General features: G+C 40.8%; 12 protein-coding genes. 2 read left to right on the top strand and 10 right to left on the bottom strand.

The window, feature by feature from the left end:
- Positions 1-6: 6 nt before the first annotated feature.
- Positions 7-1,689, bottom strand: a complete 1,683-nt coding sequence (locus DWW43_RS06295) for a DAK2 domain-containing protein (protein WP_119963047.1) — start codon at positions 1,687-1,689, stop codon at positions 7-9.
- Positions 1,690-1,706: 17 nt separating this feature from the next.
- Positions 1,707-2,066 (bottom strand): Asp23/Gls24 family envelope stress response protein, encoded by a 360-nt coding sequence (locus tag DWW43_RS06290; RefSeq protein WP_008400960.1) that lies wholly within the window; start codon positions 2,064-2,066, stop codon positions 1,707-1,709.
- Positions 2,067-2,349: 283 nt separating this feature from the next.
- Between DWW43_RS06290 and rpmB the strand changes: the two genes are divergently transcribed.
- A complete protein-coding gene (rpmB, locus tag DWW43_RS06285) occupies positions 2,350-2,535 on the top strand; it encodes a 50S ribosomal protein L28 (RefSeq protein WP_008400961.1) in 186 nt (61 codons plus the stop codon).
- Positions 2,536-2,886: 351 nt separating this feature from the next.
- On the opposite strand, the gene DWW43_RS06280 is transcribed toward rpmB, so the two are convergent.
- The 6 genes from DWW43_RS06280 to DWW43_RS06255 form a co-directional block, all read right to left on the bottom strand.
- Complete coding sequence (locus tag DWW43_RS06280) at positions 2,887-3,294, bottom strand: spore germination protein GerW family protein (protein WP_117784793.1); 408 nt, start codon at positions 3,292-3,294, stop codon at positions 2,887-2,889.
- Positions 3,294-4,367: a DUF2953 domain-containing protein gene (locus DWW43_RS06275; protein ID WP_243104409.1), complete on the bottom strand. Its 1,074-nt coding sequence runs from the start codon at positions 4,365-4,367 to the stop codon at positions 3,294-3,296. The genes DWW43_RS06280 and DWW43_RS06275 overlap by 1 nt, the downstream gene beginning before the upstream one ends.
- A gap of 14 nt (positions 4,368-4,381) precedes the next feature.
- Complete coding sequence (locus DWW43_RS06270) at positions 4,382-4,711, bottom strand: hypothetical protein (protein WP_119963046.1); 330 nt, start codon at positions 4,709-4,711, stop codon at positions 4,382-4,384.
- A 32-nt stretch (positions 4,712-4,743) separates the two neighbouring features.
- On the bottom strand, positions 4,744-6,171 hold the full coding sequence (locus tag DWW43_RS06265; RefSeq protein WP_119963045.1) for a hypothetical protein: 1,428 nt from the start codon (positions 6,169-6,171) through the stop codon (positions 4,744-4,746).
- A gap of 40 nt (positions 6,172-6,211) precedes the next feature.
- Positions 6,212-7,054: a hypothetical protein gene (locus tag DWW43_RS06260; RefSeq protein WP_243104408.1), complete on the bottom strand. Its 843-nt coding sequence runs from the start codon at positions 7,052-7,054 to the stop codon at positions 6,212-6,214.
- A gap of 210 nt (positions 7,055-7,264) precedes the next feature.
- Positions 7,265-7,600 carry a LysM domain-containing protein gene (locus DWW43_RS06255; protein ID WP_008400969.1) on the bottom strand — a complete coding sequence of 112 codons (336 nt, stop codon included), beginning with the start codon at positions 7,598-7,600 and terminating at the stop codon, positions 7,265-7,267.
- Between the two features lie 258 nt (positions 7,601-7,858).
- Here DWW43_RS06255 and DWW43_RS06250 point away from each other — a divergent pair, with 258 nt between their 5' ends.
- A complete protein-coding gene (locus DWW43_RS06250; protein ID WP_044944994.1) occupies positions 7,859-12,076 on the top strand; it encodes a 2-hydroxyacyl-CoA dehydratase in 4,218 nt (1,405 codons plus the stop codon).
- A gap of 476 nt (positions 12,077-12,552) precedes the next feature.
- Here DWW43_RS06250 and hisF read toward each other — a convergent pair whose 3' ends face one another.
- A complete protein-coding gene (gene hisF, locus DWW43_RS06245; protein WP_117784789.1) occupies positions 12,553-13,314 on the bottom strand; it encodes an imidazole glycerol phosphate synthase subunit HisF in 762 nt (253 codons plus the stop codon).
- 2 nt (positions 13,315-13,316) lie between these two features.
- The gene (gene hisH, locus DWW43_RS06240) at positions 13,317-13,928 is read right to left on the bottom strand and encodes an imidazole glycerol phosphate synthase subunit HisH (protein ID WP_021943968.1); all 612 of its coding nucleotides are present in this window, start codon (positions 13,926-13,928) and stop codon (positions 13,317-13,319) included.
- Between the last annotated feature and the right edge of the window lie 114 nt (positions 13,929-14,042).

The raw sequence follows: 14,042 nt of genomic DNA, 5'->3' as shown, positions 1-14,042 counted from the left end.
CTCCCTTTATTCTACAGAAACAATGTAATAATAGATTGGCTGACCACCATAGTAGTTCTGTACATCGCAGTCCGGGAAGCTTTCTTCCACTCTTGCCGCAAATGCCTCTGCATCCTCCTTCTTTACATCTGCTCCGTAATAAATACTGATCAGTTCGCTGTCTTCATCTACTGCATCTTTGATCAGATCGAATGTAACATCCGAAATGTCATTACCAACGGATACCAGTCCCTTATCACCGATACCCATGATATCTCCCTCATGGATGGCTTTTCCATCGATGGAGGTATCTCTGACCGCATATGTTACCTGTCCGCTCTTTACATTTGATACAGCTTCTAACATATTGTTTTTGTTATCCTCTAATGTCATCGTACTGTCAAACGCTATCATTGCACTGATACCCTGTGGCGCATTTGCCGTTGCAAGGACGATGATATTCTTATCTTCACATAAGCCGGCTGCCTGATTGGCTGCAAGAACAACATTTTTATTATTTGGGAATATAAATATATTCTCGGCATGAACCTTCTCGATCGCATTCAGCATATCCTCAGTGCTTGGATTCATCGTCTGACCACCTTCGATCACATAATCAACTCCAAGCTCCGTAAAGAACTCCTTTAATCCATCACCCATGGATACTGCGATGAAACCATATTGTTTCTTTGGCTGCTGTTTTTCTTTCTCTGCCTGTCTTGCAGCTTCCTGTCTGGCTGCTTCTTCCCGTTCTGCCTGCTTGATGACCTTCTCATGATGCTCCAGTCTCATATTATCGACCTTCATATTTGACAGATAACCAAGGGTAAGACCTTTTTCAAATGCCTGGCCCGGATGGTTTGTGTGAACATGGATCTTTACGATCTCATCATCTGATACACAGACAATGGAATCACCGATCGACTCTAAGAACTGTTTCAGATCTTCTTCCTCTTTTATGCCGTATGTTTTTTCCAGATTAATAATAAATTCTGTACAATATCCGAACTTGATATCGGCCGACAGATCTTCAGAATACTTTGGATTGTCAACACCGGATACTCCTGCTCCGGAAGGCTTTGTATCTGCAATTACGACACGTCCGAGAATACAGTCAACTGCACCCTTTAATACTTCCATCAGGCCCTGTCCGCCGGAATCCACAACACCGGCCTCTTTTAATACCGGAAGCAGCTCCGGTGTGGAAGCAAGCACTTCATCTCCATGCTTAATGATGGTTTCGCAGAATTCCTCCAATGTAATATCTGTACCTGCACATTCTCTGGCCTTAGTAGCAATACCTCTGGCAACTGTAAGGATCGTTCCTTCCTTTGGCTTCATAACAGCCTTATAAGCTGTCTCAACCGCCTTCTGAAATGCATCAGCAATCTCGATTACTCCGATCTCTGTTTTATCCCCGATCTTCTTGCTGAAACCACGAAGAAGCTGAGAAAGGATTACACCTGAATTACCTCTGGCTCCACGAAGGGAACCGGTTGACATTGCCTTTGCGATATCACTCATTGTCTCCTTACAGGATTCAACTTCCCTTTTTGCTGACATAATCGTCATTGTCATATTTGTACCGGTATCTCCATCCGGTACAGGGAACACATTCAGCTCATTAATATAGTCTTTTTTATTATCAAGGTTATTCGCACCGGCTATAAATGCTTTCTTCAGTGCAAGTGCATCAATCGTATTTTTCACTTCTACAGTTCCTCCGTCTAATCCAGAATCTTTACATCTTCAACAAATACATTTACCTGACTGACCTTAAGAGATGTAAAATCTTCTACTTTATATTTTACAGACTGCATCAGATTATCTGTTACAGCCTTGATGCTGACACCATATGCCACAACGATATGAAGCTCTACCACAATATCTCCATTCTCATCAAACGTAACATGAATTCCCTGCGTGATATTGTTTCCTTTTAACTGTTTTACGATTCCGTCTTTTACACTGACAATACCCATACCAACAATGCCAAAGCAATCGAGTGCTGTCATACCTGCTACCTGTGCAACCACATTCTCATCCAGACTGACGGTTCCATTATCATTATTTATATATTCGTTCATAGAAAACCTCCCATGCTTTTGTCCTGTTATATGATGTGCAGGAATCCCATCTCCTTGTCATTCTGAAAAGTATATTTAAAAATAGGCAAACCTGTCTCACCATAATTATAAACATATAGTTCTATTATAACAGAGAATATGCAAATTTCAAGACAACCATTTATTGTCTATTCTTTTTAAAAAAATTAAAAATATGCTTGCATATAACAAAATTATCTGATATAGTAACATTTGTTGTGAACTTATGAGAGGATAAGTTTAATAAAAATAAGGAGGTGCTATCATGGCAAAATGTTCAGTTTGTAATAAAGGTGCTCATTTCGGTATCAAAGTGAGCCATTCACATAGAAGAGCAAATAAGATGTGGAAATCAAATGTTAAGTCTGTTAAGGCTATCGTAGATGGTTCTCCAAAGAAGATTTATGTTTGTACTTCATGTTTAAAATCTGGAAAGGTTGAGCGTGCATAGTTCACCTCGTATTCTTTCTAAAAAAGACTGCCATAAAACAATGGCAGTCTTTTTTATTTTCTTTTTTCAGACTGTCGGCCAAGCTTCTATCATAAATTCTCAAAATCTCTCCTGCCGTAACCCGGTCAGGTCATTGACTTTTAGCATCTGCAAAATAATATATATGTCATTAAAAAAAAGATTACAATAATCAAAAATTCCAGAAACCCTTCTACCAGATAGCTGAATATCATTCCGATTGCAACGAAAAAGAGGGCAAATCCAACTACACGCTTCAAACAACATCACCGCCAAAAAAAGACTTCACATACCATTATAAGATATGCAAAGTCTTTTTCTTTTATGTCTGTTTTATTCCTCTGCCGGTTTCGATGCTTCTTCTACCGCCTGTTCGATCTGCTCTTCTTCCTCTGTCTTTTCCTTCTTAAAGAAGCCGGTGATCCGGTCAACGATCTCAGGTGCCATATCAATGATCTTGCTGATGGCATCCTGATTCTTAATATTAACAAGTCTTGTCTTACCATTTGAGATAACCAGAACCGCAGCCGGACTGAGCTTTGCTCCGATACCACCGGCCGCATTATTGCCGGTCTGTTTATTGAACGCACCGGCCGCCATACCGAAATTCACATCAAGAAGTGGAATAATGATCGTATCTCCTACCTTGATAGGATCTCCCACTACAGATTTGGATGAAACAAATCCATCCATTCCATGAAACAAAGTGCTGATCGTTCCGTCAATATTTGTATTTGCCATTACTTATTTCCTCCCGAAATCTTTTTTAAATATGCCATAGATCTTTTCACGTATTTATTAAAGTATACCTTGCAGCAATAATATAATATATTATAAACCCTGATTCTTCCTTTTATGAAAATATCCCCTTCCAATATCTTCTTGGAAAAATCCGGAGTTATATCTATTTTATTATAATATAACGGTAAAATCAAACTCAGATATCCAAGCTGTTTTCCGGTAGATGCCGGATCTCCTGAACCATATGTCACCTGCCCTTTGATCTTTGTCGGATTCAGATGCTTTAATAACAGGATCACGTTTCGCTTTAACACCTGAAATGCCTGCTTCGTTGTACCCGCCCGGACGAATTTCTTATACTGCTCCGCCTTATCTTTCATATGGTGCAGTTTTCTTACAACTGCTTCGATCTTATCCTTTACCGCAATAACAAATCGGTCAAACTTCTTACCGATACGGGTAAATATCGTCTCCGGACTTTTTTGAAATTCCGAATGATCTTCTGCAAATTCCCGGTTAGCATCTCTATCTTCTCTGTCGGGATCTGCATCCTGTATCATCTGATCTGACAAACCATCCTGCTGATCGGATTCAGTATCTTCTGCTTCCTGCTTTTCCGTTTTTTTCGCTTTTCCGGCTTCCGCCTGTTCGCGTTTTTCCTGTTTCTTTGCTTTTCGTGTCTCTGCTTTTTCCTGTTTTTTCAGTTTTTTTGCTTCTCTGACTTCAGCTTTTTTCCGCATACGAGTTTCTTTTTCACTTTCTGCAGCTTCTGTCTCCGTATCTGTTTCTTCCTGGCTTTCTTCCGAAAATCCATCTTCATTGGATACCAGCGTTCCGCCGAATGACCGCAGCCAATATACAAAGCCGTTTTCATCATAATTTGCTTTGAAGCAGAATACAAAACCCAACCATGAGGCTTTTAATTTGCATATAAAATTGTCATGTTTTTCTGCATAAAACCGATACCGGACAGGAACGAATAATAATAAAAGCAACAGTACAAGTACAAGCCCTATCAGGATCAATACTGTAATCAACAGAATCTTTAATATCAATAAGAAAATATGTAACATATGCTCCCCTTATATCAGCACACTGTCATGTCATATAGAAAATAGTCCTTACAATCAAACTTTCCGGTCGTACCGTATACATCCCGGATAATATCCCGTATAAGAAAAAACGCTCCGGCCTTTGTCATCGACATTCCAACGATAACGATATCATCCGTTCGTTTCTTATAGTACGGCTGCAGGAATTCATTTGCCTCATAAACCTCTAACAGCCCGTCCTCAAACAATGGAAGTGTTATGACATAAACATCCGCACAGGGCTTCCGCTTTTTTATTCTTTTTATCAGTCGGGATGCCGTCCTATCCGGCATAACTCCGGTATAAAGCCGCTTTACTATTGTCATTTTTTCACTCCCCTGCTCTGTCAGACCTCTCTCTAATCTTCCATAATTCCCTGAATGATCACATAACATGCAAGAACCTCGCTGCGATTTGAACAGCGCACCAGTGCATTATCAATATAATCTTTGATCTCCTGCTGTGTATTAAAGAACACAGGAATTGTAGAAAGTATCTTCGCCATGACCGCACGATTAACTACCTGTGAGTTTCCGGTAAATACCTCTCCGAATTCTTCTATGAGTTTATCCTTTTTCGAAATAATATATTCAGAATCCGCAAGTGCGCCTGTCTCAATCTTCACATGATCGATATCTACAAACATACTGCCGGATAACAGCTTTTCCAGTGTATCAATACGATGATAAGCATCCTCCAGACCAAGGCGGATAATATCCGGCTGATTGGAAGATATGATATCATAGATCGGAGCTTCAAGCACCATCCGGTGTTCTCCCGCTTCCTCCTGTGCGCCTTCATTTGCAACCAGCATGTCATATGCATCCGTCGGGAATTCATCTTCATTTTCCATGGATTCATAGATACGTCTGATAATAGATAATGCCCGCATACAGGATTCCGATACTCCTGACTTGCATTCAGCCGCAAGCATCATGCTGTACAGATCATTTACCAGCTCGATCAGCATCATATAATCAGATACGACATCATTGATAAAGCCTGCACTTTTATCCAGAACCGTTGACAGATTCCTGTATCCGTCAAAATCAAGATGTGCATAATCTCCCTCTTTAATAATCCCGTACGCTTCATGCAGAGAAGAATATTCTGTCTCGAATTTCTCCGGAAGCTGTAATAAGGCAGTTTCTTCTACTGTCTCTATAAAATCATCCAATGAACTGATCTCACAACCATTATAAATTGATAAAGTCTGTCCGATAATATCGTAAAATCTTGCCTTTGTCATACGAAGCGGAAGCTGACCTACGATCTGCTGGATCTTCGCATTTACCGCTACCTTATCCTTGTCTGCAAAGATGAAGTTAAAGACCTCCGCACTGAACTGCTCTGCATCAAATTCCTCAAACATCTTCTCAAGTTCTTCGTCCACATTTTCCTCGAATCCATATTCTTTTCGGTTCAGGATATATTCGTACAACTCAAACGCATCAGTATATGCAGTAAGTACCTTCATCTTCTCCGTGATCTTATTTCTCATTCCGGAGATAAACGCCAGATCCTTGTCATCCAATTGATCCGCATCTCCTGCCAGATAAGTTCCGACCAGCTTATTGATTCCCATAACACATTCATAAATATATGGATCCTCTGCAAAATCTTTGTCTGCCATCAGTTCACGGATCACGACATAGTTTAACGCAAATTTCTGACAGGCATATTCGAAATCTGCCGTCATTACTGCATCTGCAAATTTTGCAAGATTCTCATCCATATTGTTCTTACGGGTTATCTCTGTGATCAGTTTTTTATCTTCATTATACATAACTATCTATTATCCTCTCATCCTTAATTAAATCCATCTCTTATTTATGCTCGTGCGTGAACAAATGATCCTGGCAATATTCCTTGTTGCCTGTACATCTGGAGCAATAACGGAACTGCATGTCCGGTGCTTCCTTATCTGTGATGCCGCATACATAACATTTATGTGTCACATTCTCTGAATTGTTGACACGCACCTGCTTCGCATAATTCCTCCTTCGCTTGATCTGCTTTGGAGAAAGCCGTCTGAAATCCTTTGTGCTGAAATAGAAAATTACAAAGTTTAAAAGTGACATTACGATATTTACACGTCCCATCAGGTTTGCGTTCATAAAATAATATCCTATAAACACCAGATACAAAACAGATAACCACTTCATCTTAACCGGAATGATCATTGCATACAGTACCTGCATATCCGGATAACAAACTGCAACTGCCAAAAATAAAGACAGGCAGATATAATAACTGGATACGATATAGATATGAGAATCCCATGACATCGGAATATGAAATACATACTGACAAAGTATATATGCGATCATCGTTCCTGCCATCGTGAGAAACATACCACCAAATATATACAGGTTGTACAAAAACGTACCGATTGAACGTTCTAATAGATTACCGATACTATAATAAAAAAACAACATAATGATAGTAAAAATACTGACACTTAATTCCGGAGGAGTGATTACCCATGTAAGCAATCTCCAAACTTCTCCCTGCATAACAAATGCAGGAATAAGAATCAGCTTTGATAAAACCTGTGGTGCAAACATCAGAAGCAGATAGCCAATGACATATCCAAGGATCAGATACAGGGACAGATTCTTGATCGCATACCGACCAAACTTCCTTTCAAGCTTGTTTATCATCTTCATGAATGGATCTCCTTTTAATTTCATTCAAACTATTTGTTTTCGGTATATAAACAGATTTTCCAACATCTGTTATATCCACAAATCAGGGAACTGCCATATTCCCATCCAATGAGAATATGGCTGATAGTATCCCGACATTATCAAATTATATAATAGAACGAAAAACTTTACAACAGCACAATCATGAAGAATTTCTAACTTTTATATATCTTAATCCACAACCAGCTCCAATCCTTCCGGCAAAACGACCTGATACAAGTTCTTATTGTTCTCAAATAATTCCTGTGGACCGACACCAAAATACATGAATACAGATTCAAAGGTATCTCCTTTTTTCACTGTATAATGCATCTTTCCATCTCCGGAGCCTTCCTGTTCTATCGGAATACAGATTTCTTCCCCTTCCTGCATATTATAGACATTTACATACGGATTTGCAGTTATGATGTCACAGAGATTACATTTGTAGTGTTTTGAAAGCTTATATAATGTATCCCCTTTTTCTACTACATGGATCACTCCATTGCAATGATCATAATTTTCCATTTCATACCATCCGGCTTTTTTTATTATTATATTCGGAATCTGAAAAATGTTCCCTTTTCTTCTTATTAAAATATAAATCTTTCTCTGCCTTTTTCTAAAATAAAAATTAAATAATAAAAAATCAAGGAAAATCAATCCTAAAATAAATATTAAGTTCGTCAGAAAAGGGAAAAAATCATTGTTTTTTGTAAAACGTTCCACTATAATAGATTCGGTTCAATAAAGAGAAAATTTTGCAAAAAGATTAGGATGGTTTTTATGTACAAATTAGGAATTGACATTGGCTCAACAACCGTTAAAGTTGTTGTTCTTGATGATTCACACAAGATTTTATTTTCTGATTACAGAAGACACTACGCAAACATAAAGGAGACATTACAGTCTCTTATAAATGATGCAAAAGCCAGGCTTGGTGATGTAGAAGTTACTCCGGCGATCACCGGCTCCGGCGGTCTTGCGCTGGCAGAGGTTATCGGTGTACCTTTTACGCAGGAGGTAGTCTGTGTTTCCGAAGCATTACAGGACTATGCTCCACAGACGGATGTTGCGATCGAGCTTGGTGGCGAAGATGCTAAGATCATATATTTTACAAATGGAATCGAACAGCGTATGAATGGTGTCTGTGCCGGTGGTACAGGTTCCTTCATCGACCAGATGGCTACTCTTCTTCAGACAGATGCCAGTGGTCTGAACGAATATGCAAAGGACTATGATACGATCTATCCGATCGCTGCCCGCTGTGGTGTATTTGCCAAGACAGATATCCAGCCTCTGATCAATGAAGGTGCAACCAAGCCGAATCTGGCTGCGTCTATCTTTCAGGCTGTTGTCAACCAGACAATTTCCGGTCTTGCATGTGGTAAGCCGATCAAAGGAAATGTTGCGTTCTTAGGCGGCCCGCTTCATTTCCTCCCGGAACTGAAAAATGCATTTATCCGTACTCTGAATCTGACCGGGGATGCGATCATCGATCCGGGTCATTCTCATCTTTTTGCTGCAACAGGTGCTGCCCTGAATTCCAAGCCGGAGGTATCCAGAACGCTCGGCGAACTCAGCCATTCCTTAGACGGCGAGTTACATATGGCTGAAAATGTACTCCGTCTCCCTCCATTATTCGAAGACGAAGCAGCCTATGAAGCATTCAAGGAGGAGCACAATAAATATAAAGTAAAACGCGGTGACCTTGCTACATATAAAGGAAACTGCTTCATCGGTGTTGATGCCGGTTCTACAACCACCAAGGTAGCTCTTGTCGGTTCAAATGGTGAATTATTATACGACTTCTACAGCAGCAACAACGGAAGTCCGTTAAATACGACGATCAAAGCGATCAAGGATATCTATTCCAAGCTGCCGGAGGGTGCTGTCATCGCCGGTTCATGCTCTACCGGTTACGGCGAAGCCCTGATCAAGCAGGCACTTTCTCTTGATTTTGGCGAAGTAGAAACGATTGCCCACTATACGGCAGCAGCATTCTTTGATCCTGAAGTTGACTGTATCCTCGATATCGGCGGTCAGGATATGAAATGTATCAAGATCAAGAACAAAGTCGTAGATAATGTCATGTTAAATGAAGCATGTTCCTCCGGCTGTGGTTCTTTCATTGAAACATTTGCCAAATCCTTAAATTATGATATTGCGGATTTTGCAAAGATCGCTACAACTGCCAAGACTCCTATCGACCTTGGTTCCAGATGTACGGTATTCATGAATTCAAAAGTAAAACAGGCACAGAAGGAAGGTGCGTCTGTAGCTGATATCTCAGCCGGTCTGGCATATTCCGTTATTAAGAATGCACTTTTAAAGGTTATCAAACTGACGGATCCAAAGGATCTCGGTAAGAACATCGTCGTACAGGGTGGTACCTTCTACAACGATGCTGTCTTAAAGAGCTTCGAGGTAATCTCCGGCAGAACCGCTATCCGACCGGATATCTCCGGTATCATGGGTGCTTTCGGTGCTGCCCTTATTGCCATGAATAAATATAAAGAGGGCTTTAAGACTTCTATGCTGTCGATCGATGAGATCAGCAAGCTGACTTATACCACAAATATGACCAGATGTAAGGGCTGTACCAACAACTGTCTGCTGACGATCAACCGTTTCTCAAACGGTAAGAACTTCATTACCGGAAATCGTTGTGAAAAGGGTGTCGGTCTTAAGAAGAATGCTGATAACATCCCGAATCTGTTCGAATATAAATTAAACAGGATCTTCGACTATACCCCGCTTACACCTGATATGGCAAAACGTGGTGTGATCGGTATCCCTCGTGTTCTGAATATGTATGAAAATTATCCATTCTGGTTCACTTTCCTGACAAAGCTCGGATTCTCGGTAGTACTTTCTCCAAAGTCATCCAGAGATATCTACAGTCTTGGTATTGAATCGATTCCAAGTGAATCCGAATGTTATCCGGCTAAGATCTCACACGGACATGTTATGTGGCTGTTAAAGAATGGTATCACATCCATTTTCTATCCTTGTGTTCCATATGAAATGAACGAAACACCGGAAGCAAATAACCACTACAACTGCCCGATTGTTACATCCTATGCCGAAAATATCAAAAACAACATGGAAGAATTAAAGGATGACAAGATCACCTTTATCCGTCCGTTCGTCGCACTGGATAATGAACAGGCTCTTGTCGATCGTATGTATCGTGAAATGAAAAAATACTACGATGTTACAACCGATGAGATCGCATCTGCTGTCCGTGCTGCATATGAAGAAGCAGAAAAAGTAAAGACCGATATCCGTGAAAAAGGCGAAGAAACTCTTCGATATATCGATGAACACGACATCCTTGGAATCGTCCTTGCCGGTCGTCCATACCATATCGACCCTGAGATCAACCACGGTCTTCCGGAACTGATCAACTCATATAAGATCGCTGTTCTGACAGAGGATTCCGTTGCTCATCTGGGACAGGTAGATCGTCCGCTTATCGTATCTGACCAGTGGATGTACCACTCCAGATTATATAAGGCAGCAAACTATGTTAAGACCTGTGACAATCTGGAACTGATCCAGTTGAACTCCTTCGGCTGTGGTCTGGATGCCGTAACAACCGACTGTGTAAATGATATCCTGACAAAATCAGGAAAGATTTATACCGTTTTGAAGATCGATGAAGTAAGTAACCTTGGTGCTGCCAGAATCCGTATCCGTTCACTGATCAGCGCCGTTAATTCCAGAAAGGAACAAAACTACAAGACCTGCCCGTCAAGCAGTGCTATCAACCGAATCGAATTTACCAAGGATATGATGAAGGACTACACCGTTCTTGCTCCACAGATGTCACCGATCCATTTCAATCTGTTGGAATCTGCATTCAAAGTTATGGGACTTAATATCGAGATCCTTCCGGATGCAACCAAGGAAACGATCGATGTCGGATTAAAATATGTAAATAACGATGCCTGTTATCCATCTCTGATCGTCGTCGGTCAGTTGATGAGTGCCATCACATCCGGTAAATATGATGTAAATAAACTTGCAGTTATCATGAGCCAGACCGGTGGTGGCTGCCGTGCAACCAACTATGTTGGATTTATCAGACGTGCGCTTGCAAAAGCAGGTTACGGTCAGATCCCTGTAATCGCATTATCAGCTCAGGGATTTGAGAAGAACTCCGGTTTCCCTATCACCTTAAAGCTTGCAAAACGGGCAATTCAGGCACTTGTCTATGGTGATGTCTTCATGCGTTGTCTTTACCATACAAGACCATACGAGAAAGAACCGGGATCTGCAAATGCGATCCATAAGAAATGGGAAAAGATCTGTAAGAAGACACTGGAAGAAACAGGAAGCACAGCAAGATTTAAAAAGAATATCAATGGAATTGTACATGACTTCGATACTCTCCCACTTCTTGACATCAAGAAGCCAAGAGTCGGTATCGTTGGAGAGATCCTTGTAAAGTTCCTTCCATCTGCAAACAACCATCTGGTTGATCTGCTGGAATCGGAAGGTGCTGAAGCTGTTATGCCGGATCTGCTTGATTTCTTCATGTACTGCTTCTACAACAGTAATTACAAATATGAATATCTGGGCAAGACACACAAAGGCGCAATCATCGGAAATGCAGCCATATCGCTCCTTGAGCATATGAGAAAGCCTGCAACTGATGCTTTAAAGGCAAGCAAACGTTTTGATCCACCTACACCGATCACGCATCTTGCAGAATATGCCAGACCTTTTGTATCCATCGGTAACCAAACCGGTGAAGGCTGGTTCTTAACAGGTGAAATGATCGAGCTGATCAACAGCGGTGCCGCAAATATTGTCTGTGCACAGCCATTTGCCTGTCTGCCAAACCACATTGTCGGCAAGGGTGTTATCAAGCATCTTCGTGAGGCTTATCCGGATGCTAACATTGTGGCAGTCGACTACGATCCTGGGGCATCCGAGGTTAACCAGATCAACCGTATTAAGCTGATGCTGGCAGCGGCCAACAAGAAGCTGAAATAGCCCGCCTGTTTGGACATTGCGGCAAACTGCATATAGACAAATATACGTAACAATTACAAAAACAGACACATATAACTTCTATTCCGCAGATCACTTTCGTTCTGTTTTTCACGTAGCGGTACTAAATTCACCGCTTATCGCGGTTCATTAAGAACCGACGTGAAAAAAGGTCTGCTTCATAGAAATATATGTGTCTGTTTTTTCTTTTATATACGAATGCCTATATGCAGTTTTTATATTTATCGAATCATTATCATTCTCTACACAAGGCAAGTATTTCATAATAAAAACAGCTACATATATCTTCTATTCCGCAGATCACTTTCGTTCTGTTTTTCACGTAGCGGTACTAAATTCACCGCTTTCGCGGTTCATTAAGGACCGACGTGAAAAAAGGTCTGCTTCATAGAGATATTGTAGCTGTTTTCATTTACTCTTTTTTTGCATGTATTTTGTTCTTATAGTAAGATAATATCTTACATCATCCGCATAGGGATGCCACGTTCACTTAAATACTTCTTCAGATCAGAGATCTCAAGCTCTTTGTAATGGAATAATGATGCCGCGAGTGCAGCTTCTGCTTTTCCTTCTGTTAGTGCGTCGTAGAAGTGTTCTTTGGTTCCTGCTCCACCGGAAGCAATAACCGGTACATTTACATTCTCTGCAATCGTTCTGGTAAGGTCGATATCGTATCCGGCTTTCGTACCATCACAGTCCATACTGGTTAGTAGGATTTCTCCTGCACCGAGTTCAACTGCTTTCATTGCCCATTCTACTGCATCGATACCGCAGTCAATTCTACCGCCATGTTTGAAGATATTCCAACCGCCATCCGGTCGTTTCTTTGCATCAATGGCAAGAACCACGCATTGACTTCCGAACTTATCGGCTGCTTCTGCGATCAGATTCGGATTGTCAATCGCTGCTGAATTAACCGATACCTTATCTGCACCTTCGCGGAGAATGGCTTTGAAATCATCAACGGTACGGATACCACCGCCAACCGTAAATGGAATAAAGATCGTCTCAGCCACACGTCTGACCATATCTACTACGATATTTCTTTGATCAGAGGATGCAGTAATGTCTAAGAATACAAGTTCGTCCGCACCGGCCTTATCATAAGCTGAAGCAACCTGAACCGGATCTCCGGCATCTACCAGATTTACAAAATTAATACCCTTTACAACACGTCCGTTTTTTACATCCAGACATGGAATAATTCTCTTTGTATGCATAATTACGCCTCCAATTCTATGAAATTCTTCAGGATCTGAAGTCCAACGGTTGAACTTTTCTCCGGATGGAACTGGCAGGCAAATACATTGCCATGTTCGATCGAAGCATGGATATTCGTTGAGTAAAATGTGGATGCAGCTACATCTTCCTCATGATCTGCCTTCAGATAATACGAATGAACGAAATATACATATGGATGTTCCGGAAGTCCTTTAAATAACCTTGCTTTCGGATTGATATCAAGTGAATTCCATCCGATCTGTGGAATCTTAAGTCCCGGTGCATCCGGAATCCTGAGGATCTGTCCATCTACGATTCCCAATCCTGTTACTCCCGGTGTCTCCTCGCTTGTCTTAAATAATAACTGAAGTCCAAGACAGATACCCAGAAATGGTTTTCCCGAATCAACGACATCATAAATAACATTTTTCAATCCATATTCATTGATCTTTCCCATTGCATCGCCAAAACTTCCAACGCCCGGAAGAATGACTCCGGAGCTGTCCATAATGACATCCCTGTCTCTTGTAATTATGGCTTCTTCGCCAAGAAATTGTACGGCTTTTTCGACGCTTTTGATGTTACCTGCATCGTAATCAATAATCGCTATCATTTGTCTATTTCCTTTCAAATCAGGTATATTTATCAGCATCACTATGCAAATATTTTAACTACAAATCAAACAGTGGTATTATATCATAAAAAAATATATGTGTCTAACCGGAAT

The sequence above is a fragment of the Clostridium sp. AF15-41 genome (assembly GCF_003604095.1).
GTDB lineage: Bacteria > Bacillota > Clostridia > Lachnospirales > Lachnospiraceae > Coprococcus.
Note: the sequence above shows the minus strand (reverse complement) of the source record. Positions and strands in the feature narration are given on the sequence as shown.